This window comes from Serratia sp. NA_112.1, from assembly GCF_052691715.1.
Genome location: NZ_JBQZFO010000003.1, coordinates 408,522 through 433,376, shown reverse-complemented (window position 1 = coordinate 433,376; position 24,855 = coordinate 408,522). Strand labels below are relative to the sequence as shown.

Here is a 24,855-nt window from a genome sequence, read left to right as displayed (position 1 = left end):
TTAAGCCATACTTTGTCTATCATTTTTATGAATCTGGCCTGGCAAGGTTCCCCAGGTTATGGACTACTACCAACAGGAGTTTTATATGATCAAGCGTCTTCTCGTCGTTGCCATCGCCGCAGTTACGCTGGCAGGGTGCGCCAATGACTCCATGTCCGGCGACGTTTATTCCGCTTCGCAGGCCAAACAGGTGCAAACCGTGACTTACGGCACGCTGGTTTCTGTGCGCCCGGTCAAGATCCAGGGTAGTGAAACATCGAACACCATTGGCACCATCGGTGGTGCCGTGCTGGGTGGCTTCCTCGGTAACACCGTCGGCGGCGGCACTGGCCGTAGCCTGGCGACTGCAGCCGGCGCTGTAGCAGGTGGCGTAGCCGGTAACAGCATCGGTGAAGCTGCCGGCCGTACTTCAGGCTATGAGCTGGAAATCAAGACCGACCAGAAAGAGAACATCGTGGTGGTTCAGAAGGCGGGCGACACCAAGTTCAGCCCAGGGCAACGTGTTCGTATGGCTCGCACTGGCGATACCATCACCGTATCCCCACTGTAAGCTGAACTCAGCAGGTAAAACCGGAGGCTTTAGGCCTCCGGTTTCATTTCCGATGCTGTGAAATCTAATCGTATAAAGAAGAAGTTCTTATTGTTTATTTTGCAGTTCAGTGATGTTTTGTTCCAACTTGCCAATCAGATCTACCAACAATTGCACTTCATCAGTGGAAATCCCACTCAAAATTTCGCCCCGCGTCGAACTGATCACACTGTCCACCTCTCGGATAATGGGATCGGCAGCTTCAGTCAGCTTGATACGCTTCGCACGCCGGTCGTTGGCGCAAGTGTGGCGAGTAATCAGCCCCTTTTCTTCTAACTGGTCCAGGGTACGAACCAATGACGGTTGCTCAATGCCGATCGCCTTGGCCAGCTGGATCTGCGACTGCTCCGGCGGTAAACGATTGATACTGTGCAGGGTTACCCAATGTGTTTGCGTCAGCGCCAGCGGCTTGAGCCGATGATCGATCAGCGCGCGCCAAACACGAACTAATCGTGCTAAATCGGAACCTAATGTTGACTCCACTTACCCCTCCTTATAATTAGCATGCTAACATACCCTCCCACAGTTTAGACTATTTTGAGTAACTAACATTAAAAACACAAATGTATATAATATATATTGTGGAATTAGCCACCATTTTGGCCAGTTATTGTTTATTCTCTATGCAAAAACTCAACATATTCACTCATCGGGATTGTTAATGTGAATACTTCATGGCTCCATGCCTCGTCCCCGCTACCCGATTTGGTGCTGGGCGCCTCGCTTTATTTTCCACCCATATTTAAGGCTGTGTTGCTTGGCCTGGTTTTATGGCTACTGGTACACCACCTGTTGCGAGAATGGATTTATTCCGGCGAAATTTGGCATCCCATGCTGATGGATTTGTCTATTTTCGTCATTGCCGTCAGCGGCGCCCTGTGGCTTTTAGCAAGTTGGTAACCGATGACACATAAAACATTAAAATATTTTTCTACGGTAATCGTCTGCGCCATTGCCATCTGTGCCGGCTGGTGGTTATGGAATTATTATATGCAATCCCCGTGGACCCGTGATGGAAAAGTACGCGCCGAGCTCGTCAATATCACACCAGAAGTTTCTGGAAGATTAGAGAAAATAACCGTTCATGACAATCAGTTCATACCTGCGGGAAGTCTGATTTTTGCGATCGACCCCGTGCCATACCAGATAGCGCTCGACAATGCAGAGGCCGCGCTGGCAAAAGCGCAGTCCGATATGGCCAAAGCCGACCATGAGGCAGCCCGCCGTCGTAGCCTGCCCAAAAATGTTATTTCCGCAGAAGACATGGATGAGTCAAATTTAGCAGCACAGGCAATGAAAGCTGCCTATAAAGCCGCCCAGGCCAATCTGGAACAGGCCAAATGGAATTTAAGTAAAACTAAAATTTATGCCCCTACCGATGGCTATATCACCAACTTACAAACCCGGGTTGGAAACTATGCCAGCGTCGGTATGCCACTGGTCGCACTGGTCGACGTACACTCTTTTTATGTCCTCGGCTATTTTGAAGAAACCAAGCTAAAGCATATAAAAGAAGGCAATAAAGCGGATATCGTTTTATATAATGGCAACACCCCTCTCCAGGGCGAAGTAGAAAGCATTGGCCGTGCCATTTACGATCAGAGCGTTGAAAGCAGCAGTGATTTATTAATGGACGTGAAGCCCAACGTGCCTTGGGTACGGCTGGCACAGCGCGTTCCGGTACGGATAAAACTACTGAATGCGCCCGCTGATTTACCCCTGGTGGCCGGCACCACCTGCACCATCTCCATTCATCAGTAAGGCTAACCAGTGAACCTGCCTTTTTTGGAATGGAAGCGTACCCCCTGGGGGAAAGCCAGCGCTGGGCAATGGCGTTATGCGCTGCGCAATTCGCTGGCGATGTGTCTTGCGTTATGGGTAGCGTTCGTCCTCAATCTTGATGAGCCTTACTGGGCACTCACCTCAGCGGCAGTGGTCAGTTTCCCCACCGTCGGGGGTGTGATCAGTAAAAGCATCGGGCGCGTTTTCGGTAGCCTGGTCGGTGCTGCCGCGTCGGTGGCGATTGCCGGTCATTGCCTCAACGATCCCTGGCTGTTCACGCTGTTCATTGCCGCCTGGATCGGCCTGTGCACCTATATTTCCAATCATTATCAAAACAACGTCTCCTACGCCTTTGCGCTGGCAGGCTATACCGCCGCCATCATCGCCTTTAGTACGGTCAACGTTACCGACACCCAGCAAATCTTTGATATCGCCCAGGCACGCGTTTGCGAGGTGATCACCGGTATTCTGTGCGGCGGACTGATGATGATGATCCTGCCCAGCACTTCGGACGGTGAAGCGCTATTGACCTCTCTGCGGCGCATGCACCTGCGGTTGCTGGAGCACGCGGCGATGCTGTGGCAACCCGAGATTACCGTACAGATGCGCACGTCACATGAAGGGGTCATCGGCCAGATCCTGACCATGAACCTGTTGCGTATTCAGGCCTTCTGGAGCCACTACCGGCTGCGTCGGCAGAATAACCTGCTCAACTATATGCTGCATCAGCAACTGCGCATTACCAGCGTGATCTCCAGCCTGCGCCGCATGCTGCTGAACTGGCCGGAACGCCCGGCCAACCTGGCGACCGTTTTGGATCAACTGCTGAACGAACTGCGTAATCCCCATACCGATAAATACCGGTTGGCCCGCATCCTGCAGCAGATCGCCCCACAGGATCCTGCCGATTACCGCCATCGTGCCTTTTGGCTACGCCTGCGCAATTTCTGCTGGTTGTACCTTAACTGCAGCCGCTGGCTGCAACGGCTGGAGAGCGCCACTCCGGTCAGCGAGATACAACCGCCACGCGTGACTTCTCTGGCTCGTCATACCGACAGTTACGAGGCCGCCTATAATGGCCTGCGCACTTTTCTGTGCATTATCCTCGGCTGTGCTTACTGGATTAACACCCAGTGGGATGCCGGCAGTACGGCACTGACGCTGATTGCCATCAGTTGTGTGCTCTATTCCTCCACGCCGTCCCCTATCAACAGCATCACCACCCTGCTCAAGGCAGTGACACTGCTTTCTATAGTCTGTTTTTTGGTGAAGTTTGGCCTGATGGTTCAGATAGATGACTTATGGTTGTTCTGTGCCTTCCTGTTCCCAGTACTGGTCACCATGCAGATGCTCAAGCTGCAGAATCCCTCCTATGCTGCACTCTGGGGGCAACTGATCGTGTTTATGGGCTCGTTTTTGTCCGTTACCAACCCGCCAAGCTACGATTATCAGTCGTTTATCAATGACAGCATCGGCAAAATTGTCGGCGTGCTGTTGGCCGGTCTGGCATTCCAGATCTTGCGGCCGAGCTCAGACAAGCGCAAAAGCCGGCGCATTATCCGCGCCCTGCGACGAGACTTTATCGATCAGCTGAGTAAAAAGCCGCAGCAAAGCGAGAGCCTGTTTGAATCGCTGATTTATCACCGCGTCAGCCAATTGAATCAAAGCCAGGATCAAGAGGCACGCAGTTGGTTATTACGCTGGGGCGTGGTGCTGCTCAACTGCAGCCATATCGTCTGGCAACTGCGCGACTGGCAGACCCGCTCCGATCCGCTCTCGGCGGTGCGTGACGTCTGTATTCACTGTTTGCGGGGCATTATGACGGTAAAAGGCGTACAGCACAGTTCGCTGGACGCCAGCTTACAAGAGCTGCAACGCATGAGTAATGCACTGGCGCACCACCCGGAACAGGCAGCGCGCGATCTTGCCGGATTAATTTGGCGACTTTATTGTTCGTTGCAACAGTTACAGCAGGCTATCACCCCGCCTGACAGTGCAGCGGCAACCGCGGGCTAAGTGGCTTTATCACTTAATAACGCCACAGGCGAAACGCTCGCCACCACCCCCCAGGGGTTTCGGATGATCGGAGTGGTTATCGCCACCAGCATGTACCATCAGCGCCCTGCCGGTTACTTCACTGATTTTTTTCAGCCGTGGAGCCAATACCGGATCACTGGCCATGCCATCGTCCGTTACGTAAATCGCCGGCAGGTCGCCCAAATGGCCATCGGCATAGGGACCAAGGTGTTTACCGGTTTTTTGCGGATCAAAATGCCCGCCCGCTGCTAGTGCGGCAACCGCTTTGCCCTCTTTCATCCCCGGCTCGCAACTGCCGTTCTCATGAACGTGGAAACCGTGCACGCCAGCCGGTAACGCTTTGAGTTGTGGAGTAAACAGCAGGCCATAAGGCGTTTCGCTGATCGTCACTTTGCCAATTTCCTGACCAATTCCCTGTCCGGTCACCAGATTCATGTCAACATCCACCGTCGCCGCCTGAGCGGCTCCGCAAGCCATCAAACCGAAGGCCGCATAAAAATAATGTTTCATCAATCAATCTCCTTGGAATACCTGTGAGTGTTCAAGTATAGGGGAATCTGTGACGCAATCGCACAAAATGCGCACAATTTTGCCGATCAAATTCGCATTCTGAATAATTCATACTAATAATAATTCTGCCGATATCGGTCCTCTGACCAGCTGCCGTTCGGTATATCCTCTCTACCAGCACAAGCTGCAATAGCTATTCAAAGATCACCCCGGCACTGCAGCTAGTTCATAAGGAACTGATATGGGAATCTTTAATTATCAAGGGCTCGACGAGGAAAAATCCAAGGCGTTATTCACTGACGCTCTTGCGATTTCCACTTATGCCTATCACAATATCGACAATGGCTTTGATGAGGGCTACCACAATACCGGTTTTGGATTGGGTTTACCGTTAACGCTGGTGACGGCGTTAATTGGCAGCACGCAGTCACAGGGTGGGTTACCCGGTATTCCCTGGAACCCCGACTCGGAAAAGGCGGCACTGGAAACGGTAAATAACGCCGGGTGGTCAGTGATAGGGGCCGACCAATTGGGTTATACCGGTAAAACCGACGCGCGTGGTACCTATTACGGTGAAATCCTGGGTTACACCACCGCACAGGCCGAAGTTTTGGGAAAATATGACAGTGAAGGTAATCTCACCTCCATTGGTATTGCTTTTCGTGGCACCAGCGGCCCGCGTGAATCCCTGATTACCGATAGCATTGGAGATTTGATTAATGATTTGCTGGCGGGTTTTGGTCCTGCCGGTTATGCCGATAATTACAGTCTGAAGGCCTTCGGTACCCTGCTAAGTGATGTCGCCAAATTCGCCCAGGCACACGGGCTGAGCGGCGATGATGTGACCATCAGCGGCCACAGCCTGGGTGGACTGGCGGTAAATAGCATGGCAGCACTCAGCGACGATAATTGGGGTGGCTTCTACGCGCCATCGAACTATGTGGCGTTCGCCTCACCAACGCAATACGAGACTGGCGACAAGGTGATTAATATCGGTTATGAAAACGACCCGGTATTCCGCGCGCTGGACGGCACCAACCTGACATTATCCTCATTGGGAGTCCATGATAGCCCACGGGAGTCCGCCACCAATAATATCGTTAATTTCAACGATCATTATGCTTCTGACGCCTGGAATATTCTGCCCTTCTCAATCCTGAATATTCCAACCTGGCTATCCCATCTGCCCTTCTTTTATCAGGACGGGTTGATGCGGGTACTAAACTCAGAGTTTTATTCGCTGACCGGCAAAGACTCAACGGTGATTGTTTCCAACCTCTCGGATATCACCCGCGGTACTACCTGGGTTGAGGATCTCAATCGCAATGCTGAAAAACACAGCGGCCCGACCTTTATTGTTGGCAGTGACAGTAATGATTTAATCAAAGGCGGCACTGGGAACGATTACCTTGAGGGCCGCGCCGGTAATGACACTTTCCGCGACAATGGCGGTTTCAATATTATTTCCGGCGGCGAAGGCAATAACACTCTGGATCTGCAGCATGAATTGAAAAATAGCGAGGTTGCCTACGACGGCAATACGCTCTACCTGCGTGACGCCAAAGGCGGTATCACCCTAGCCGATGATATTGGCACACTGCGAACTAAAGAAACCTCTTGGGTCATCTTCAGCAAAGAGTTGGATCATCAGGTTACCAGCGCCGGATTAAAATCGAGCGAAGGGCTGAAGGCCTATGCTTCATCACTCAACGGCGGTTCCGGCGATGATATCTTGCAAGCGCGTGCCAATGATAAATGGCTGTTCGGCAACGATGGCAACGACACTCTGCTTGGCCATGCTGGCGGTAATTTAACCTTCGTCGGCAGCACCGGTAACGACGTCATACACAGTCAAGGCGGCAACAATACCTTCCTGTTCAGCGGTGACTTTGGTCAGGACCAGATTTACGGCTATCAGGCGCAGGACAAACTGGTCTTTATGGGCACCGATGGCAGCAGCGCGGGCGGTAACTTCCGCGATTTCGTTTCTGAAGTGAACGACAATCTGGTGTTTAACTTTGGCGGCAATACGGTCACGCTGGTCGGACTGGGGCTAAGCAGCCTGTCGGACGGCCAGGTGGTGCTGGCCTGAGGTTGTGGGATATCAGAAAGTAAAACCGGGCAGCCACGGTTGCCCGGTTTCTTATGGTCATAGAGATTTATGGGACGTCGTAACCCAGAGCTGCCTTGCGAATACGGAACCACTGCTGACGACTCAACGTCAACTGCTGTGCTTTCAGCGCCGAACGCACGCGCTCAATCTTGCCGGAGCCAATAATCGGCAAAGGTGACGACGGCAAACGCATCACCCAGGCGTACACCACCTGCTCGATAGTCTCGGCGCCAATCTCCAGTGCCACCGCCTGCAGCTCATCACGCAGCGGCTGGAACTCGGCGTCGTTGAACAGGCGGCCACCACCCAGACAAGACCAGGCCATCGGCTTGATGCGCAATTGCTGGCACTGATCCAGGGTACCGTCCAGAATAGCCGGTTGATGGATCGGCGAAATTTCCAGTTGATTGGTCACCAGGGAGAACGGCAGACGCGACTGCAGCAGCGTAAACTGCGTGGTGGTGAAGTTGGATACGCCAAAATGGCGCACTTTGCCGCTTTTATGCAGCGCCACAAAGGCTTCGGCCACCTCATCGGCGTCCATTAATGGATCCGGACGGTGGATAAGCAGCAGATCAAGGTAATCGGTATGCAAATGTGCCAGCGAGCGTTCCGCGCTATAAACGATATGTTCACGGTCAGTAATGTAGTGGCCAATCAGGTTACCCGGTTTAGCGGTGGTGGCGATGCCAAATTTGGACACCAGTTCCATCGATTGACGCAGTGAAGGCTTCAGACGCATCGCCTCACCAAAGGCTTGTTCGCAGGCATAGCCGCCGTAAATATCCGCATGGTCGGCGGTAGTGACACCCAGCTCAATATGCTGCTCAATAAACGCCAGCAACTGCTGCGGCGACATGCCCCACTCCATCAAACGCCAGTATCCGCAAATCATGCGGGAAAATTCAGGCCCCTGCGGCGCGAGCTGTACACGGTTTACCATTGTTGAAACCTCATGACATTGTTTCATGCCAGCATACACAAGCGGATAACTCGGTGGGAAGCGGAAAGCCGCGCTCACGTGCGGCAGATCAGAAATGACCTAGAACAGCGACGGTTGTTCCGGCAAGGGTTCGTCCGGTTGTTTATTAGCACGCTGCAGGCGCAGCAAGCGTTGGTGGCACAGGCGCAGCACGTCGCGTTTTTGTGCATCGCTCATTTGCATCCAGCCAAAGCGTTCCTCGCGGCTGCGCAGGCAACCACGGCAAAAGCCGCGATCGTCGGCCTGACAAATGCCGCGACACGGGCTGGGGATGTCAAAAAACTCGAGCTGCTGCGCCACACGTCCTCCTGCGTTTTCTTGCTAATTGAAGACGCCATCGGCGCCGCTGGCAAGTAACTTTTCGGCATGACGGTGAAAATAGTCGCGTAAATAACGCAGCGCCTGACGATTTTTCTCCGGCATTGCCCGTTCGAGCGTCATGGCGTGCAGCCGCAACGGTGCCGGTCGCCATTCAGGCATAAGTTGGATCAGTTCACCGCGCTGCAATTCATCCTCTATTTCATACAGCGGTTGAATCGATATCCCCAGACCGCTGCGGGTGAAGGCGCGCATTACGTTCATGCTGTCGCTGACGATCTGCCCCTCCGCCAGGCGCAATTTGAGCTGCTGCCCACTCTGATGATGCAAATCCAGATGCGCGCCGCTGAAAGCGCCGGAGATCCAGCGGTGCTGTACCAGATCCTGCGGCGTCTCGGGTACCCCATGCTGGCTAAGGTAGCGCGGAGCGGCACACAGTACCATCGGCCATTCGGCCAACGGATGGGCAATCATATTGGCATCAGCCAGTTGACGATTGACCCGTAATGCAATGTCGATCCTTTGTTCGATCATGTCGACTATCCGATCGTCCGCCAACACCCGCAGAGTCAGTTTGGGATGCGTCTGCAACAGCGGTGCCAGCGCCTCTGCGAGCGGACGGCCGCCGATGCCAATGGTGGTTGCGATACGCAGCTCCCCCACCAAAGTGTCACGCAGCTCGGCCAGCCGTTGTTCAGCCTGCTGTGCCTGAAACAGCATTGCCTCGCAGCCGGGGTGAAATGCCGCCCCTGCCTCGGTCAGCGCCAGGCGTCGCGTAGAACGATGTAATAACGGCACACCGAGCGCTTTTTCCAGCGAACGCATATGCTGGCTGACCGCCGATGGCGTCATGCCCAGCCGCCGGGCAGCTCCGGCAAAGGAACCTTCCGCCACCACGGTAGCAAAAACCGCCATTCGATTCAGTTTATCCACGATTATGAAGTTTTACTTACTCAAGAAAGCATGAATATGGCACTAATCAAGCCTATTGTTAAGTACTACATTGTAGATACGCGCTCAGGTGGATCTGAGCTGATAAACGACAGGAGCAAACAGATGAAAGTAGCCATTATTGGAGCAACAGGTTTTGTTGGCCGCCGCGTGGTGGATGAAGCGCTGAACCGCGGTTTACAGGTCACGGCGATTGCACGTCAGCAAAAAGATTTGCCCGACAATGCAAACCTGACCATCGCTTTGGGCGACGTCGCCGACACCGAATGGCTGGCGAAACAGCTAACCGGTCAGGATGCAATAATCAGCGCCTTTAATCCGGGTTGGGCGGAAGAAAATCTGTATGAGAAAACCACCAGAGGCTCACAACAGATCCTGGACGCGGTGAAAAAATCCGGCGTAAAACGCCTGTTGGTGGTTGGCGGTGCCGGCAGCCTGGAAGTGGCGCCTGGCGTTGAACTGGTCGATACCCCACAGTTCCCGGAAAATATCCGCCCGGGTGCTCAGGCCGTGCGTGATTTACGCAATAAATTGCGCAATGACGCCCAACTCGACTGGACCTATTTGTCTCCTGCAGCTCTGCTGGAGCCTGGCAAACGTACCGGTCAGTTCCGTCTGGGAACCACCAAACTGCTGATGAACGGCCAGGCCCCGGCCGGTATCTCGGTGGAAGACCTGGCGGTAGCGATTACCGATGAAATCGAAAAACCGCAGTTTGTTAAAGCGCAATTTACCGCCGCCTATTAATCATTCTCACCTTCCCCCTACGCCAGACCCGCTCGGTCTGGCGTCTCTCAAACTAAACCCAACTCCCCCCAGAACCATGATAAATCTCTAAGGTTTTCTTAAGTTTCATCCTGTAAATTTCAGCGCATTACTCAATATCAGGATTCAGATTTGGCAATGTCGTTTCGTCAACGCTTACAGTGCAACAGCCTGGGTTTTATCCTCGCCAGTGCCTTATTCTTCACTCTGTTCCAGAATGCGTTATTCCTTCATAAAGCCTGGTCGTATATCACCTTCGATAACGTCCACAGCGTGATTTTCGCCGCCACCATGCCGGTGGTGATTTTCTGTGCGCTGAATATTATCTTCAGCGTGCTGACCGTGCCGTTCTTACGCAAGCCACTGATGATTTTCTTCCTGATCGGCAGCGCGACCGCCAACTACTTTATGTTCAGTTACGGCGTGGTGATCGACGGCAATATGATGCAGAACGCCTTCGAAACCAATCCTCAGGAAGCCACGGCGCTGTTGACGCCACGTATGGGCCTGTGGCTGTTGCTGCTGGGTATTCTGCCTGCGGTATTGGTGTGCTTTATCGAAATCCGTAAAACTCGCCCATGGTGGTACATGGTCGGGTTGCGCGCCGCTAACGTGATGCTCTCGGTGGTGGTGATCCTGATTATCGCCGCCCTGTTTTATAAGGATTACGCGTCGCTTATCCGTAATAACAAAAGCGTGGTGAAAATGCTGACGCCGTCGAACTTCGTTTCCGGCACCATCAAATTTACCCAGCAGCGTTACTTCACCCGCAATTTGCCACTGGTGAAAATCGGTGAGGATGCACGTAAAGGGCCACTGATTACTACACAAAAAAAGAAAACCTTGGTGATCCTGGTGGTTGGAGAAACGGCGCGTGCCGAGAACTTCTCATTAGGCGGTTATGAGCGTGAAACCAACCCACGCCTGAAGCAGGACAACGTGGTGTATTTTAAAAACGCCAGTTCCTGTGGCACCGAAACGGCGATCTCCGTTCCTTGCATGTTCTCCAACATGCCACGCCAGGATTATGACGCCAGCCAGGCTACCCATCAGGAAGGCATGCTTGACGTACTGGTGCATGCCGGGGTCAATGTGTTGTGGCGTGAAAACGACGGCGGATGCAAAGGTGCCTGCGATCGCGTGCCGCACATTGACATGACCAAGTTGAAACTGCCGCAGGATTGCGACAGTGACGTCTGTATGGATAACGTGCTGCTGTATAAACTGAATGACTACATCAACAGCTTGAAAGACGACAGCGTGATTGTGCTGCACCAGATGGGCAGTCACGGTCCGGCCTATTACCGGCGCAGCACGCCAGAGTTCCAGAAGTTTTCACCCACCTGCAACAGCAATCAGATCCAGGATTGCAGCCACGAGCAGTTGGTGAATACCTATGACAACTCACTGCTGTATACCGATGCCATGCTGGACGACACCATCAAACTGCTGGAGCAGTACAGCGGGAAATTCAACACGGCGCTGGTGTACCTTTCCGACCACGGTGAATCATTGGGTGAAAACGGCATGTACCTGCACGGTACGCCCTATGTCTTCGCTCCAAGCCAGCAGACCCAGGTTCCCTTCCTGATGTGGATGTCAGCAGACTATGAGCGCAACTTCAAGATCGATCGCCAGTGTCTGAACAATATGGCGGAAAAGGACGAAGTCTCACAAGACAACCTGTTCCATACCCTGCTCGGCATGCTGAACATACAAACCCGTGAATATCAACCGCAGCTGGATATTCTGCAACGCTGCCGGGGAGCCGCCTAAGGGCTTAACTTCCGCGCTTTATTCAGGCAAAGTATCACTCATCATAACCGGCATTTTTATGCTGGTTATGTTGCTGACAAAGCAGCCGAAAATCAATAAATTGATTTTCCTGATTTTTATTTATCGGCCTCTACTCGCTCTGGGCAGGAATGAGATTTGTCATCAGTCTGACCGGCATTTTATGCCGGTTTTTTTATTGTTATTGACCTAGACCAGTCGGTCTATTATGCTGACACCCATTATGACTAAACATGCGCACTGCCCTACAGATACCCGTGAACATTTGCTCGCTACCGGCGAGACCCTCAGCCTGCGTCTCGGTTTTACCGGTATGGGACTGAGCGAACTGCTGAGCACGGCGGGCGTGCCAAAAGGTTCGTTCTACCACTACTTCCGGTCGAAGGAAGTTTTTGGCGAAGCGATGCTACAGCGTTATTTCGAACACTATGATGCGGCAATGCAACAGCTGTTTGCCGATGATAAAGGTGATGCACGCCACCAATTGTTAAGCTATTACGCTCAGGCGATCAGCTATCACTGCCGCAGCGAATGCCATAACGCCTGCCTGGCGGTGAAATTGTCTGCCGAGGTGAGCGACCTGTCGGAGCCCATGCGTCATGCGCTGGAAACCGGCAGTGCCCGGGTGATTGGTCACCTGCAGGATACGATTGAACGCGGGATCCGCGAAGGTTCATTGTCGCTGGCCATGAGTCCGGCGGCCACGGCGGAAACGCTGTATTCCCTGTGGCTTGGCGCCTCTTTGCGCGCCAAAATCCGCCATTCGGTCGCCCCGCTGACCAGCGCGCTGGAAAGTATTGAACTGTTGCTGCGTCCGGCGCAGCGCTAAAAAAATGCCCTGACTTATCATGAATTGCCACATTGGGCGGTTTTATATTTATCACTAGTCGACCGGTCTATTAATATAGGATGCACTATGAAGATTGAAAAGTTGTTCTCCCCGCTGAAGGTTGGCGCTGTAATCCTGCCAAACCGCGTGTTTATGGCCCCGCTGACGCGCCTGCGCAGCATTGAGCCAGGTGATATCCCGACGCCATTGATGGGGGAATACTATGCCCAACGCGCCAGCGCGGGTCTGATTGTCACCGAAGCCACCCAGATTTCTTTCCAGGCGAAAGGCTATGCCGGCGCACCGGGGCTGCATACCCCAGAGCAGATCGCCGCGTGGAAAAAGATCACCCAAGCTGTGCATGAAAAAAACGGCCATATCGCCGTTCAGCTGTGGCACGTGGGCCGTATCTCCCATAACAGCCTGCAGCCGGGCCAGCAGGCTCCGGTCGCCCCTTCTGCGATCAATGCCGACACACGCACTACCGTGCGTGACGAAACTGGTGCCTGGGTACGAGTGCCAACCTCTACCCCTCGCGCCCTGGAAACTGAAGAGATCCCAGGCATCATTAACGATTTCCGCCAGGCGACTGCCAACGCACGTGAGGCCGGTTTCGACTTTATCGAACTGCATGCGGCGCACGGCTATCTGCTGCACCAGTTTATGGCTCCGGCATCTAATCAGCGTACCGATCAGTACGGCGGCAGCATCGAAAACCGCACGCGTCTGACACTGGAAGTGGTTGATGCCAGCATCGCTGAATGGGGTTCAGAGCACATTGGTATCCGTATTTCACCGCTGGGTCCGTTCAACGGCCTGGACAATGGTGAAGATCAGGAAGATGCAGCCCTGTATCTGGTGGAAGAGCTGAACAAGCGTAACATCGCCTATCTACACATTTCCGAGCCTGACTGGGCGGGTGGCAAGCCTTATTCCGACGCCTTCCGTGACTCGGTACGCGCCCACTTTAAAGGGGTGATTGTCGGGGCCGGTGCCTATACCGGCGAGAAAGCAGAAGAGTTAATTAATAAAGGCTTTATCGATGCCGTGGCCTTTGGCCGTAGCTATATCGCCAACCCGGACCTGGTTGAGCGCTTCAAACTGAGCGCGGAGCTGAACGAACCTAAACCGGAAACGTTCTATGGTGGTGGTGCTGAAGGCTATACCGACTATCCAACGCTGTAAGTAAAATAGCAAAGCCCGCCGGTAGACTAATACCGGCGGGCTTTTTGCCATTGAGGGGATATCTGTCAGTTAGCTCGCCGCCAACCTCGCCCAACGTTCCATTTCATTGGTTCCAAGATCCTTCATTATGGTGAGAAACCAAACGGTAAACTTTTCAGGATTACGCGTTGTTTCATCCATTAATTGCTGAATATCAGTCCACGACCAACTATGGGCCTCTTCAGGCGCTCCCTGCGGCTTGCCATCAAATAAACCCACGTAGATATGATCGAATTCATGCTCAATTAAATTGCCGGGTACCGCAGACTGATAGGTAAAGCTGGAAACTTGTTGTAGTTCAGTGCTGAAACCCATCTCTTCCTGCAGGCGACGCTGTGCCGCAGCCAGCGTTGACTCGCCCCAGCGCGGGTGGCCACAACAGCTGTTGGTCCATAGCCCGGCCGAGTGATACTTACTGAATGCCCGCTGTTGCAACAGCAGGCGGCCCTGGCTATCAAAGATAAAAATTGAAAATGCCCGGTGCAGTAACCCCTGTTGGTGTACCCGCATTTTGCTTTGGGAGCCAATCGGATTATCATCAGCATCAACCAGAATCAGCATTTCATCCATTAAGCGGCTCCTTCGGCAAACCTGATGTTCCTGCTGTGAAAATATAAACCGTCATTATTAATCTGATCCAAATTTATAAATTAGCCCTGTCCAATCCGGGCGCTAAATCGTTATCGTGACGCTCTGTTCCTGACAGCGGTTATAGTACTTATTTCCATGTTATGCACGGCGACAAAGTGTGCGGTAGTGTTACCCTGCCGAATTCCTGAGTGACAACGTCACTGATGTCATAATGCTCCCTGCCGTGGCATACATTGAAATCCCTTATGCGACAACGCTATACTGGATTTGCTTCAATCCATCCGCCATTGGCAACGGCACATCCAATCAGAGGAATTATGCGCTTACTCCATACCATGATCCGCGTCGGTGACCTGCAACGCTCCATCGACTTCTATACCAAGGTATTAGGCATGCGCTTGCTGCGTACCAGCGAGAACCCGGAATACAAGTACTCACTGGCGTTTGTAGGCTATACCGATGAAAGTGAAGGTGCGGTGATTGAACTGACCTATAACTGGGGCACCGACAGCTACGAGATGGGCACCGCATTCGGCCACCTGGCCCTGGGCGTGGATGATGTCGCCGCAACCTGTGACAGCATTCGTCATGCCGGCGGCAAGGTCACTCGCGAAGCCGGCCCGGTCAAGGGCGGCACCACGGTTATCGCCTTTGTTGAAGATCCGGACGGTTATAAAATCGAACTGATCGAGAACAAACACGCCGGCCATGGCCTCGGCCACTAAGGTCAACCAGGGGCGCTTTCTGCGCCCTTGTTTTTTCCGCGTGATAACCGCCTGCAACCGGGCGCAAAATTTGCCATAATGCGCGCTGCATTCGATGAAGATAAGAAACTGATGGCCGAAAAAAGTGATCTTAACGCCCTGAGTGGCCGTTTTCGTGGGTTTTACCCCGTAGTGATAGATATAGAAACTGCCGGATTTAATGCCAAAACTGACGCGTTGCTGGAGATTGCCGCCGTTACGTTAAAAATGGATGAAGACGGCTGGTTGCAGCAGGACGAAACCCTGCACTTTCACGTGGAGCCTTTTGAAGGTGCCAACCTGCAGCCCGAAGCGCTGGCGTTTAACGGCATAGATCCGAGTAATCCCCTGCGCGGTGCGGTCAGTGAGTACGATGCACTGCACGCTATTTTTAAAGCGGTACGCAAGGGCATTAAGGATCGCGGCTGTAACCGGGCGATAATTGTGGCGCATAACGCCAATTTTGATCACAGCTTCTTGATGGCAGCCGCCGAGCGCGCCAGCCTGAAACGCAATCCTTTCCACCCTTTCGCCACCTTTGATACCGCGGCGTTAAGCGGACTGGTGTTGGGACAGACGGTACTGGCCAAAGCCTGCATTGCCGCCGATATTCCCTTCGATAGTGCCCAGGCGCATTCAGCGCTGTATGACACCGAGCAAACCGCTCAGCTGTTCTGCGAGCTGGTTAACCGCTGGAAGCGTCTTGGCGGTTGGCCACTGGCCGCCACTAATACCGACTAAGACAAAAAAATCGGGCGGCCCAGTATTAGCTGGCACCGCCCGATGACTTGCAACAATAAAACCAAGCCGATTATGGCTGCTGGTCTTCCTGCTGTTTGTACTTCTCTGCCGTTTCTTTGATCAGCTGCTGCAATTCACCGCGCTGATACATTTCCATGATGATATCACAGCCGCCGACCAGCTCACCGTCTACCCACAGCTGTGGGAAAGTCGGCCAGTTGGCGTATTTCGGCAACTCGGAACGGATGTCCGGGTTCTGCAGAATATCAACATAAGCAAAGCGTTCGCCACAGGCAGACAGTGCCTGCACGGCTTGCGCCGAGAAACCGCAGTTTGGCAATTTCGGTGAACCTTTCATGTACAGCAGAATTGGGTTCTCAGTGATCTGGTGCTGAATTTTTTCAATCGTCGTCGTCATTATATTGCTTCCTCAAGCCAAATCTCATGGCTACAACATGCATCACACTGGCTATTGTAGCGGCTGGAACAGTTGCAAGAAAACGCCATCTTTTGCAAGGGCATTCCCCCGTTGTCAGTCGCGTCTCACCGGCAAGGCCTTTCCGGTCAAAACATATGCGCAGAATAACATTTTTAATCCGGCCATTTCACTAATATATTTCCTGTCAAAAAACGCCACTTAATAAGTTCCCTGGTGGTCGTTGTTGGTTTTTTATACATCAACGGTTTGATTTTTCGGCAAAAAAAATGCTATTAACGTTTTCTCACAATATGGATTATCATTTATGGGTTCTTCGCTGTTTTATATGGCGAAATTCGGGAATACTGTCACTCATTCGATATCTGTTCCGGGGCCAAGGTTGGTAACGTCGACATGCGTTTAATTCTTACGCTTTTTGTGCTGTTGTTTACACAGCTATTCTTTAATCTGGCGCACGCAGCGCCACAGTCGCGTGTTGCCGCTGAGCAGCGCAAGAGCCACGTAAACGAAGCCCGGCCGGATGACCGCAAGAAAAAGAAAGCGGTTAAAGCCAGCAGCAAAAAAGTGAAAGTCACTACTCCGCAGAAAACCGCCAAGGTCTCCAAAGCCAAAACAGAAAAAGCCGCTAAAAAGATCGTTAGCACAAAATCGAAAAACAAAACTCATAAAATAGCCAAAATTAAAGTGACTCCGCCGAAGAAGGGTTATAAAAAAGGCTATGGCCGCCATCGCAAAACCGGCATGGCAACCGCCAAATTGGTGGGTGACGAAAAGCCGCTGAAGCTCAGCCCGGCACACAAAAAACGCTACCAGCATGCCAAGCAAACCGCGATGGCCAAGCTGATGGATCAAATGGGTAAACCTTATCGCTGGGGGGGCACCTCGCCAAGAACCGGCTTTGATTGCAGCGGCCTGATTTATTACGCCTATAAAGACATCGTTAAAATTAAAATGCCGCGTACTGCCAACGAGATGTATCACCTGCGTGACGCAGCGCCAATCAAGAAGAGTGAACTGGAAAGTGGCGACCTGGTGTTCTTCCGCATTAACAACCGCGGTGTGGCTGACCATGTTGGGGTTTATCTGGGCAACGGTAAATTCATTCAGTCACCGCGTACCGGTGAAGAAATCCGCATCAGCCAACTCGACAACGACTACTGGCAAAACCACTACATCGGCGCACGCCGGGTTGTCACGCCAAAAACCATTCGATAATCTCTTTTGCGGCTGGCGCTGTCAGCCGCTCTCCCCTAATAGTTCCCGCAAACCTCATTGTTGTATTCAATCCCTTACCCGTTCCCCTGTATTTCATCGCGAAAATTGCTAATCTAAATACCCACAATAAAAACAGGTCAATCTATCGCCCATTGTTACGTCGGTGGACTGGCACTGTACAAGGAGAAAGCAATGTCGTTTGAACTTCCTGCATTACCTTATGAAAAAAACGCCCTCGAACCGCACATTTCCGCAGAAACCCTGGAATACCATTATGGCAAGCATCACAACGCCTACGTGGTGAACCTGAACAATCTGCTGAAAGGCAGTAAGTTTGAAGGGTTGTCCCTGGAAGAAATCGTTAAGGCCTCTGACGGCGGCATCTTCAACAATGCAGCCCAGATATGGAACCACACTTTCTATTGGCACTGTCTGTCGCCACAGGGCGGCGGTGAGCCTGAAGGTAAACTGGCTGAGGCAATAAATCAGGCATTTGGTTCTTTCGCCGCCTTTAAGCAGCAATTCAGCGACGCCGCAGTGAAAAACTTTGGCGCAGGCTGGACCTGGCTGGTGAAAACGCCAGAGAGTTCGCTGGCTATTGTTAACACCTCGAACGCGGCGACACCGCTGACCGGTGATGATAAACCACTGCTGACCGTCGACGTTTGGGAACACGCTTACTACATCGATTACCGCAACGCGCGACCTGCCTACCTGGAAAATTTCTGGTCACTGGTTAACTGGGCATTTGTGGAAAAGAACCTGGCGTAACGCGGGGAAAAACAATCAGGCGCAGCGAGCTGCGCCTGTTTTACTTGAGGGGATCAGTTCAAAGCAGCGGTGAAGCTGAAAGCAATAATCACGGCCAGCGCACAAACGGTGGTGAACAGTGACATTTTCAGATCGGTATCCATTACAACTCCTTTTCAGATTGGGTTGCCCAAGGGTAAAAGGCACACAATTAATGCGTCAAACCATTTTCACACAGTTAAACAATAAAATCTTGTTATCATTTCCCGGTTTATTATACCGATTACCTCTTCCACTTTGGCTCAATATGGGACAAAATTCGCAGTTCACAACTGTGTACCGGCAAAATGCCCCTCCTGACCAAGCGCTGACGACTTCAACACACTAAAAACTCAGTTTTCGCTTCTTTGGAGAAGGATCTACGCAGGCAAACGATTAACATCATACTTACATACTGCAACATGTGAGTTCAGGAGTCATTCTTTACATGGCAACGATTAAAGATGTGGCCAAACGCGCTGGCGTTTCCACCACCACCGTTTCGCACGTCATCAATAAGACTCGTTTCGTCGCCGAAGAGACTAAAGCGGCCGTTGGCGCTGCGATTAAAGAGCTGCATTACTCACCCAGCGCCGTAGCGCGCAGCCTGAAGGTCAATCACACCAAATCGATTGGCCTGCTGGCCACCTCCAGCGAAGCCCCCTACTTTGCCGAAGTAATCGAGGCGGTAGAAAACAGCTGCTACAGCAAAGGCTATACGCTGATTTTGTGCAACTCGCACAACAATCTGGACAAACAGCGGGCCTATCTGGCGATGCTGGCACAAAAACGTGTCGATGGCCTGCTGGTAATGTGTTCGGAATATCCAGACCAACTGCTGGGTATGCTGGAAGACTATCGCAATATTCCAATGGTCGTCATGGACTGGGGCGCAGCCCGCGGTGATTTTACCGATAGCATTATTGATAACGCCTTCGAAGGCGGCTATCTGGCCGGGCGTTATCTGATTGAACGCGGTCACCGCGATATCGGTGCCATTCCAGGCCAACTGTCGCGCAATACCGGTGGCGGCCGCCATCAGGGTTTTTTAAAAGCCATGGAAGAAGCCAATATCGAAGTACGCGACGAGTGGATTGTTCAGGGCGACTTTGAGCCGGAATCCGGTTACAAGGCCATGCACCAGATCTTGTCGCAGAAGCATCGGCCGACCGCGGTATTCTGCGGCGGCGACATCATGGCGATGGGCGCGATCTGCGCCGCCGACGAACTTGGGCTGCGGGTGCCACAAGACATTTCGGTAATTGGCTACGATAACGTGCGTAACGCCCGCTATTTCACCCCGGCGCTGACCACCATTCATCAACCCAAAGAGCGTTTGGGTGAGATGGCGTTCACCATGTTGCTGGACCGTATAATCAGCAAGCGCGAAGAGTCGCAGGTGATTGAAGTGCATCCAAAGCTGATTGAGCGCCGTTCGGTCGCTGACGGCCCATTCATCGATTACCGCCGCTAATTGCTATCGCCGGAAGCCGCTGTGGCTTCCGGCACCACTTCGCTTAGCCATTCCTGATTCAGCGTTTCACTGTCCCCCAGGTAATCCAACAGCCAGGCCATCGCCGGTGATGGCCTATTCTGCTGCCAGGTCAGGCAACAGGGGCTGGCCGGAAACGGCTGCTGCAGCTGCAACGCTACCAGTTCCCCACGCTGCACCAATGGCAAGGCCTGATGCGCCGGCATCATGCCAACGCATAGGCCGGCACACAGACAGTCCAGCGCCGAGGCCCAGTCCGGCACCACCAGCCGCCGTTGGTTATCCAGTGTCCAGGTGACCCGCTTGGGCAGATTACGCGAGGTATCTTCCAGACACAGGGACGGGAAAGGCCGCAGTTGATCATCATTCAACAGGCCGTCCAACGCCGCCAGCGGATGTTGCGGACTGACCACACACAGCCAGCGCATGTCGCCCATATCGCGAAAGGCAAAGCCGCCGCCGACCGGCACCGCACGCGTCGCCCCAATCGCCATATCAGCACGTCCGTCCACCAGCGCATCCCAGACGCCGTTAAACACTTCCAGTTGAACCAAAAGTTCTACGTCGGGAAAATGGCGATAAAAATCCAGCACCAGTTGGCGACAACGCTGGGGTTTAACAATGATGTCTACCGCAATTTTTAGTTGACCACGCCAACCGTTAGCCACCTGCTGGCACTGGCGGCGAGTGTCGAGCATTTTTTTGATGACACTGCGCGCTTCCTGCACAAATACCACGCCGGCCGGGGTCAGTTCCACGTCACGATGCCGCCGTTCAAACAGCGGAACTGCCAGCCATTGTTCCAATTGCCGCACGGTATAACTGACCGCCGAGGGCACTCGGTGCAGTTCCTGCGCCGCTGCGCTGAAACTACCTGTGCGGGCGACCGCATCTACCACATCGAGAGAATATTCAGACCACACAATCTTGCCTTCAATTTTTTTAACAGCACTTCGCAAATATTACCGTTTCACAAGCAGAGATCCAGCCGGATACACTTGCCGGCGCTAAAAACCTGCGACATTAAAATATTAACGAGAAATACCATGAGAAATTCCTTTGGTTTTATGTTCTACCTTGCCGGCCTGAGTATGCTGGGTTACCTGGCCACCGACATGTACCTGCCCGCCTTTGGTGTAATGCAGCAAGATCTGCAAATTTCCGCCGGGGCGATCAGTGCCAGCCTCAGTATCTTCCTGGCCGGCTTTGCCTTTGCTCAACTGCTATGGGGTCCGCTTTCCGACCGTCTTGGCCGTAAACCGGTATTGCTGATTGGCCTGGCGCTATTTGCGCTGGGATGCCTGGGCATGCTGTGGGTACAAAATGCCGTTCAACTGTGGTCACTGCGGTTTATCCAGGCGATTGGCGTCTGTTCCGCCGCCGTCACTTGGCAGGCACTGGTGATCGACCGCTACCGTGAAGGCAAGGCAAACCGCGTATTCGCCACCATTATGCCGCTGGTAGCCCTCTCACCGGCTCTGGCGCCACTGGTCGGTGCCTGGCTACTGAACCACATGGGCTGGCGTGCCATTTTCGCCGTGCTGCTGGGCATTACCGTCATTCTCTTGCTACCGACTCTGCTGTTGAAAGAAAACGCCAAATCTTTGCCTTCCGCAGAAAATAAAAACGCCCTGACCTTCTGGCAACTACTGAAATCTCCGGTATTCAGCGGCAGCGTTATCATCTTTGCCGCCTGCTCCGCCGGCTTCTTCGCCTGGCTGACCGGTTCACCCTTTATTCTTGGCGATATGGGGTACAGCCCAAATGATATCGGCCTGAGTTATGTGCCACAGACCCTGGCCTTCCTGTTAGGGGGTTATGGCTGCCGCACCGCGTTAAATCGCATTAATGGCAACACCTTACTGCCGTGGCTGCTGGTAGCTTATGGCATCAGTATGGTGACGTTATATCTGGTTGCCACGCTGACCGAACCCACGCTTACCACGCTGCTGCTCCCGTTCTGCGTGATGGCGCTGGCCAACGGTGCCACCTACCCAATCGTAGTGGCAAATGCGTTAACCCCGTTCCCGGCAGGCACAGGCAAAGCCGCAGCGCTGCAAAATACCCTGCAGTTGGGCCTGTGTTTTGTCGCCAGCATGCTGGTATCGGCCTTTATCAGCCAGCCGTTGTTGGCAACGGTGACGGTGATGGTTTCTATGGTAGTATTAGCCGCATTGGGCTATATGCTGCAACGGGGAAAAGTGATGGATGAACAGCAGGCGACGCGGCAGGAACATGCTAACTCAGCGTCATAATTGTATGTATTAATAATCACTTAAACAATATTTTTGCCGAGTGCGATTTACAGTTGAGTAAGCGTCTCGGCAAGCCTATACTCAAAACGACCTTTTAAAATAACACCTTTATAATTTCTTTATCACAAATTGCTGTTGTGTACGCGAATGGCGTCACACTTTTTTAAGGATTGTCTTTCCAGCGTTTCTTGCGCAGGAACCTTCTTAAAATTTTCCTCTGTTCATAGTCGGATATCAGGCACCACGGAACTTTTTGCCGTAGATAAACGTATGCACCCGCAGAATTTGTCTAAGCTATTTTTTGGCGGGTCATAAGTCAGAAGAAAGTGATGGAGAAGCTATGAGTTCATCGTGTATAGAAGATGTGAGCATCCAGGACAACCAATGGTATCGCATCGCTAATGAAATGCTCAGCATGGCCGGTATTGAAATAAACGGCTCACGCCCTTTCGATATTCAGGTTAAAAATCCCGATTTTTTTAAACGCGTGCTGCAGGAAGGTTCTCTTGGCCTGGGCGAAAGCTATATGGACGGCTGGTGGGAATGTGAACGGCTGGATATATTCTTTCAACACGTGGTCCGTGCCGGGCTGGAAAAGAAACTCCCCCGCCATTTAAAAGATACCCTGCGTATTGCCGCCGCGCGACTCACCAATTTGCAATCGAAGAAACGCGCCTGGATAGTCGGTAAAGAACATTACGATCTGGGGAACGATCTGTTTACGCAGATGCTCGATCCGCATATGCAATATTCCTGCGCCTACTGGAAAGAAGCCACTACGCTGGAAGAAGCGCAAGAAGCCAAGCTGCGGATGATTTGCGAGAAACTGCAGCTGCAGCCGGGCATGAGCCTGCTGGATATTGGTTGTGGCTGGGGCGGGCTTTCCGCCTATGCGGCGAAAAACTATGGTGTTTCGGTGGTGGGCGTGACCATTTCCGCCGAACAGCAAAAACTGGCACAGGAGCACTGCGTCGGACTGGACGTTGAAATCCGATTGCAAGACTACCGCGATTTACACCTGCAGTTTGACCGTATTGTTTCTGTCGGCATGTTCGAACACGTCGGTCCGAAAAATTACCACACCTATTTTAAAGTGGTGGAGCGTAATTTAAAACCGGACGGTCTGTTCCTGCTGCACACCATTGGCTCGAATCGGACAGATATGAATGTTGACCCGTGGATCAACAAATATATCTTCCCGAATGGCTGCCTGCCGTCGGTCTCGCATATTGCCCAGGCCAGTGAGGGGCATTTCGTGATGGAAGATTGGCATAATATTGGCACCGATTATGATCGCACCCTGATGGCCTGGTACGAACGCTTCAAACAGGCGTGGCCACTGCTTGCCCAGCGTTATTCGGATCGTTTCGAACGCATGTTCAGCTATTATCTGAACGCCTGCGCTGGAGCCTTCCGCGCACGTGATATTCAACTGTGGCAAGTGGTATTCAGCCCTAAAGGGGTCGACGGCGGTATTCGCGTAACACGTTAATTATCCTGCAGCGTAAACGACTATACCCTATGGATTTCGAGTTGCAGCTAGGCGCCCAGCTCGCTCACCCCCAGGCGCTTACTTGAGTAAGTAACTGGGGGTGACAAATCTGCCGGGAGCCGATTTGAACGCTGCAACTTAAAAGACGACGGGTATATCAGCCGCAATACACCCGGATGATTTTATCATCACTATCGCCGAGGAAATTCAGCCGGCGCAGGTTAAAGTCCATCGTGACCGCAGAGTTATACGGTATAGCGCGCACTTGCGACTCAATCTGCACGCCTTCCAGCGCTGACATCGGTTTGCCGACATAATTCTGATATTGCGCCGCGCCGCAGGTATCGTTCTCTGCATCCGCCGCTGTGTTGGCCGTACCCTGTTCCGGCGAGCTGCTACAAGCACTCAGCGCCAACAGCGCCGTTAACATCAACGTTTTCCCATAAAACTTCACGCGATAGCTCCTCTCTGGTTTGTCGTTCGTCAGATCTTCTGCGCCAGCGCACTCGCCGCCGCCATTGCCGCTTCACGGCTCGCCAACACCCGCTCGACAGTGTCAACCACCGCCTGCGTTTGTGGATCGATCTCAATATTCACCTTATCCCCCAAGCGTTTTTTGCCCAGCGTGGTGCGCTCCAGGGTTTCCGGGATCAAATGTACGCAAAAACGGTTATTCACTACTTCACCGATGGTCAGACTAATACCATCGATGCCAATGAAGCCTTTGTGCAGAACGTATTTCATCAGTTCCGCGTCCGGCATGCGCAGCCATATCTGACGATTATTCTCAGAGGTATAAATCTTGGCAACCTCTGCCGTGCAGATAATATGGCCGGACATCAGGTGACCGCCAATTTCATCATTAAATTTGGCCGCTCTTTCGATGTTGACCACGTCGCCCAACGCCAGCTCACCGAGGTTGGTCAGGCGCAGCGTTTCTTTGATCAAGTCAAAACTGACGCGGTTGCCCTCTACCGCGGTGACGGTCAGGCAGCAACCGTTATGAGACACCGACGCACCAAGCTCCAGCCCGGGCAGCAGTTCAGTGGGCATCTCGATGACGTGAGTACGGAAGTTGGATTTTTCATCAATGGCGACCAGCGGCGCGGTGCCTTGTACGATACCGGTGAACATGTAGGCCTCTTCTTTCTAAAAATGTTTAAAGCGCTTGGGGCAGTTTGCCCCAGTTGACGATGAAAACCAA

The 24,855-nt window shown here is 52.7% G+C and carries 27 protein-coding genes; 16 read left to right on the top strand and 11 right to left on the bottom strand.

The genetic code is table 11. The features are described 5' to 3' along the window. The first annotated feature begins 85 nt into the window (after positions 1–85). Positions 86–550, top strand: a complete 465-nt coding sequence (locus tag ACUTQ5_RS09935; protein WP_445651106.1) for an outer membrane lipoprotein — start codon at positions 86–88, stop codon at positions 548–550. 87 nt (positions 551–637) lie between these two features. Here the strand turns inward: ACUTQ5_RS09935 and slyA are convergent, their stop codons facing one another. Then, complete coding sequence (slyA, locus tag ACUTQ5_RS09930) at positions 638–1,072, bottom strand: transcriptional regulator SlyA (protein WP_445651105.1); 435 nt, start codon at positions 1,070–1,072, stop codon at positions 638–640. 180 nt (positions 1,073–1,252) lie between these two features. Between slyA and ACUTQ5_RS09925 the strand changes: the two genes are divergently transcribed. The 3 genes from ACUTQ5_RS09925 to ACUTQ5_RS09915 are packed head-to-tail and all read left to right on the top strand — an operon-like array spanning position 1,253 to position 4,387. Then, on the top strand, positions 1,253–1,489 hold the full coding sequence (locus tag ACUTQ5_RS09925) for a DUF1656 domain-containing protein (RefSeq protein WP_445651104.1): 237 nt from the start codon (positions 1,253–1,255) through the stop codon (positions 1,487–1,489). Between the two features lie 3 nt (positions 1,490–1,492). Continuing rightward, entirely contained in the window at positions 1,493–2,350 is an 858-nt protein-coding gene (locus ACUTQ5_RS09920) for an efflux RND transporter periplasmic adaptor subunit (RefSeq protein ID WP_445651103.1), read from the top strand. 9 nt (positions 2,351–2,359) lie between these two features. Beyond that, positions 2,360–4,387: an FUSC family protein gene (locus ACUTQ5_RS09915; protein WP_445651102.1), complete on the top strand. Its 2,028-nt coding sequence runs from the start codon at positions 2,360–2,362 to the stop codon at positions 4,385–4,387. A 9-nt stretch (positions 4,388–4,396) separates the two neighbouring features. Here ACUTQ5_RS09915 and sodC read toward each other — a convergent pair whose 3' ends face one another. After that, positions 4,397–4,918, bottom strand: a complete 522-nt coding sequence (sodC, locus tag ACUTQ5_RS09910) for a superoxide dismutase [Cu-Zn] SodC (RefSeq protein WP_445651101.1) — start codon at positions 4,916–4,918, stop codon at positions 4,397–4,399. A 241-nt stretch (positions 4,919–5,159) separates the two neighbouring features. On the opposite strand from sodC, the gene ACUTQ5_RS09905 reads away from it, so the two are divergent. After that, positions 5,160–7,010, top strand: coding sequence for a polyurethane esterase (locus tag ACUTQ5_RS09905; RefSeq protein WP_445651100.1), 1,851 nt, complete (start codon positions 5,160–5,162; stop codon positions 7,008–7,010). Positions 7,011–7,077: 67 nt separating this feature from the next. Here ACUTQ5_RS09905 and ACUTQ5_RS09900 read toward each other — a convergent pair whose 3' ends face one another. The 3 genes from ACUTQ5_RS09900 to ACUTQ5_RS09890 all read right to left on the bottom strand — a co-directional run bounded on the left by ACUTQ5_RS09900 (position 7,078) and on the right by ACUTQ5_RS09890 (position 9,264). After that, entirely contained in the window at positions 7,078–7,974 is an 897-nt protein-coding gene (locus ACUTQ5_RS09900) for an aldo/keto reductase (RefSeq protein WP_445651099.1), read from the bottom strand. A 99-nt stretch (positions 7,975–8,073) separates the two neighbouring features. Then, a complete protein-coding gene (locus tag ACUTQ5_RS09895) occupies positions 8,074–8,313 on the bottom strand; it encodes a DUF1289 domain-containing protein (protein WP_174352483.1) in 240 nt (79 codons plus the stop codon). 21 nt (positions 8,314–8,334) lie between these two features. Then, entirely contained in the window at positions 8,335–9,264 is a 930-nt protein-coding gene (locus ACUTQ5_RS09890; RefSeq protein ID WP_445651098.1) for a LysR substrate-binding domain-containing protein, read from the bottom strand. Between the two features lie 123 nt (positions 9,265–9,387). Here ACUTQ5_RS09890 and ACUTQ5_RS09885 point away from each other — a divergent pair, with 123 nt between their 5' ends. The 4 genes from ACUTQ5_RS09885 to ACUTQ5_RS09870 all read left to right on the top strand — a co-directional run bounded on the left by ACUTQ5_RS09885 (position 9,388) and on the right by ACUTQ5_RS09870 (position 13,855). Continuing rightward, positions 9,388–10,029 (top strand): NAD(P)-dependent oxidoreductase, encoded by a 642-nt coding sequence (locus tag ACUTQ5_RS09885; protein ID WP_445651097.1) that lies wholly within the window; start codon positions 9,388–9,390, stop codon positions 10,027–10,029. Positions 10,030–10,185: 156 nt separating this feature from the next. Beyond that, positions 10,186–11,823 carry a phosphoethanolamine transferase EptA gene (eptA, locus tag ACUTQ5_RS09880; RefSeq protein WP_445651096.1) on the top strand — a complete coding sequence of 546 codons (1,638 nt, stop codon included), beginning with the start codon at positions 10,186–10,188 and terminating at the stop codon, positions 11,821–11,823. Positions 11,824–12,049: 226 nt separating this feature from the next. Continuing rightward, positions 12,050–12,670: a TetR/AcrR family transcriptional regulator gene (locus ACUTQ5_RS09875; RefSeq protein WP_012144934.1), complete on the top strand. Its 621-nt coding sequence runs from the start codon at positions 12,050–12,052 to the stop codon at positions 12,668–12,670. Positions 12,671–12,757: 87 nt separating this feature from the next. After that, positions 12,758–13,855, top strand: coding sequence for an alkene reductase (locus tag ACUTQ5_RS09870; protein WP_445651095.1), 1,098 nt, complete (start codon positions 12,758–12,760; stop codon positions 13,853–13,855). Between the two features lie 69 nt (positions 13,856–13,924). Here ACUTQ5_RS09870 and idi read toward each other — a convergent pair whose 3' ends face one another. Beyond that, entirely contained in the window at positions 13,925–14,464 is a 540-nt protein-coding gene (gene idi, locus ACUTQ5_RS09865; protein ID WP_445651094.1) for an isopentenyl-diphosphate Delta-isomerase, read from the bottom strand. A 338-nt stretch (positions 14,465–14,802) separates the two neighbouring features. On the opposite strand from idi, the gene gloA reads away from it, so the two are divergent. Next, positions 14,803–15,210, top strand: a complete 408-nt coding sequence (gloA, locus tag ACUTQ5_RS09860) for a lactoylglutathione lyase (RefSeq protein WP_153860638.1) — start codon at positions 14,803–14,805, stop codon at positions 15,208–15,210. 78 nt (positions 15,211–15,288) lie between these two features. Next, complete coding sequence (gene rnt / locus ACUTQ5_RS09855; protein ID WP_135316354.1) at positions 15,289–15,969, top strand: ribonuclease T; 681 nt, start codon at positions 15,289–15,291, stop codon at positions 15,967–15,969. Between the two features lie 70 nt (positions 15,970–16,039). On the opposite strand, the gene ACUTQ5_RS09850 is transcribed toward rnt, so the two are convergent. Then, positions 16,040–16,387, bottom strand: coding sequence for a Grx4 family monothiol glutaredoxin (locus ACUTQ5_RS09850; protein WP_012144929.1), 348 nt, complete (start codon positions 16,385–16,387; stop codon positions 16,040–16,042). Positions 16,388–16,801: 414 nt separating this feature from the next. Here ACUTQ5_RS09850 and ACUTQ5_RS09845 point away from each other — a divergent pair, with 414 nt between their 5' ends. Both ACUTQ5_RS09845 and sodB read left to right on the top strand, forming a co-directional pair. Beyond that, positions 16,802–17,623 (top strand): C40 family peptidase, encoded by an 822-nt coding sequence (locus tag ACUTQ5_RS09845; RefSeq protein WP_445651093.1) that lies wholly within the window; start codon positions 16,802–16,804, stop codon positions 17,621–17,623. A 192-nt stretch (positions 17,624–17,815) separates the two neighbouring features. Continuing rightward, positions 17,816–18,394 carry a superoxide dismutase [Fe] gene (gene sodB / locus ACUTQ5_RS09840; RefSeq protein WP_445651092.1) on the top strand — a complete coding sequence of 193 codons (579 nt, stop codon included), beginning with the start codon at positions 17,816–17,818 and terminating at the stop codon, positions 18,392–18,394. Between the two features lie 53 nt (positions 18,395–18,447). On the opposite strand, the gene cydH is transcribed toward sodB, so the two are convergent. Beyond that, positions 18,448–18,537 carry a cytochrome bd-I oxidase subunit CydH gene (cydH, locus tag ACUTQ5_RS09835; protein WP_004943739.1) on the bottom strand — a complete coding sequence of 30 codons (90 nt, stop codon included), beginning with the start codon at positions 18,535–18,537 and terminating at the stop codon, positions 18,448–18,450. Between the two features lie 323 nt (positions 18,538–18,860). Here cydH and purR point away from each other — a divergent pair, with 323 nt between their 5' ends. Then, positions 18,861–19,886 carry an HTH-type transcriptional repressor PurR gene (gene purR / locus ACUTQ5_RS09830; protein ID WP_135316351.1) on the top strand — a complete coding sequence of 342 codons (1,026 nt, stop codon included), beginning with the start codon at positions 18,861–18,863 and terminating at the stop codon, positions 19,884–19,886. Here the strand turns inward: purR and punR are convergent. Continuing rightward, positions 19,883–20,827 carry a DNA-binding transcriptional activator PunR gene (gene punR, locus ACUTQ5_RS09825; protein WP_445651091.1) on the bottom strand — a complete coding sequence of 315 codons (945 nt, stop codon included), beginning with the start codon at positions 20,825–20,827 and terminating at the stop codon, positions 19,883–19,885. The genes purR and punR overlap by 4 nt on opposite strands. A 123-nt stretch (positions 20,828–20,950) precedes the next feature. Between punR and punC the strand changes: the two genes are divergently transcribed. Beyond that, a complete protein-coding gene (punC, locus tag ACUTQ5_RS09820; protein ID WP_445651090.1) occupies positions 20,951–22,159 on the top strand; it encodes a purine nucleoside transporter PunC in 1,209 nt (402 codons plus the stop codon). Positions 22,160–22,499: 340 nt separating this feature from the next. Continuing rightward, positions 22,500–23,651 carry a cyclopropane fatty acyl phospholipid synthase gene (gene cfa / locus ACUTQ5_RS09815; RefSeq protein ID WP_445651089.1) on the top strand — a complete coding sequence of 384 codons (1,152 nt, stop codon included), beginning with the start codon at positions 22,500–22,502 and terminating at the stop codon, positions 23,649–23,651. A 157-nt stretch (positions 23,652–23,808) separates the two neighbouring features. Here cfa and ACUTQ5_RS09810 read toward each other — a convergent pair whose 3' ends face one another. Both ACUTQ5_RS09810 and ACUTQ5_RS09805 read right to left on the bottom strand, forming a co-directional pair. Then, on the bottom strand, positions 23,809–24,105 hold the full coding sequence (locus ACUTQ5_RS09810) for an I78 family peptidase inhibitor (protein WP_174352494.1): 297 nt from the start codon (positions 24,103–24,105) through the stop codon (positions 23,809–23,811). Positions 24,106–24,134: 29 nt separating this feature from the next. Further along, positions 24,135–24,785 carry a riboflavin synthase subunit alpha gene (locus tag ACUTQ5_RS09805; protein WP_135316347.1) on the bottom strand — a complete coding sequence of 217 codons (651 nt, stop codon included), beginning with the start codon at positions 24,783–24,785 and terminating at the stop codon, positions 24,135–24,137. Between the last annotated feature and the right edge of the window lie 70 nt (positions 24,786–24,855).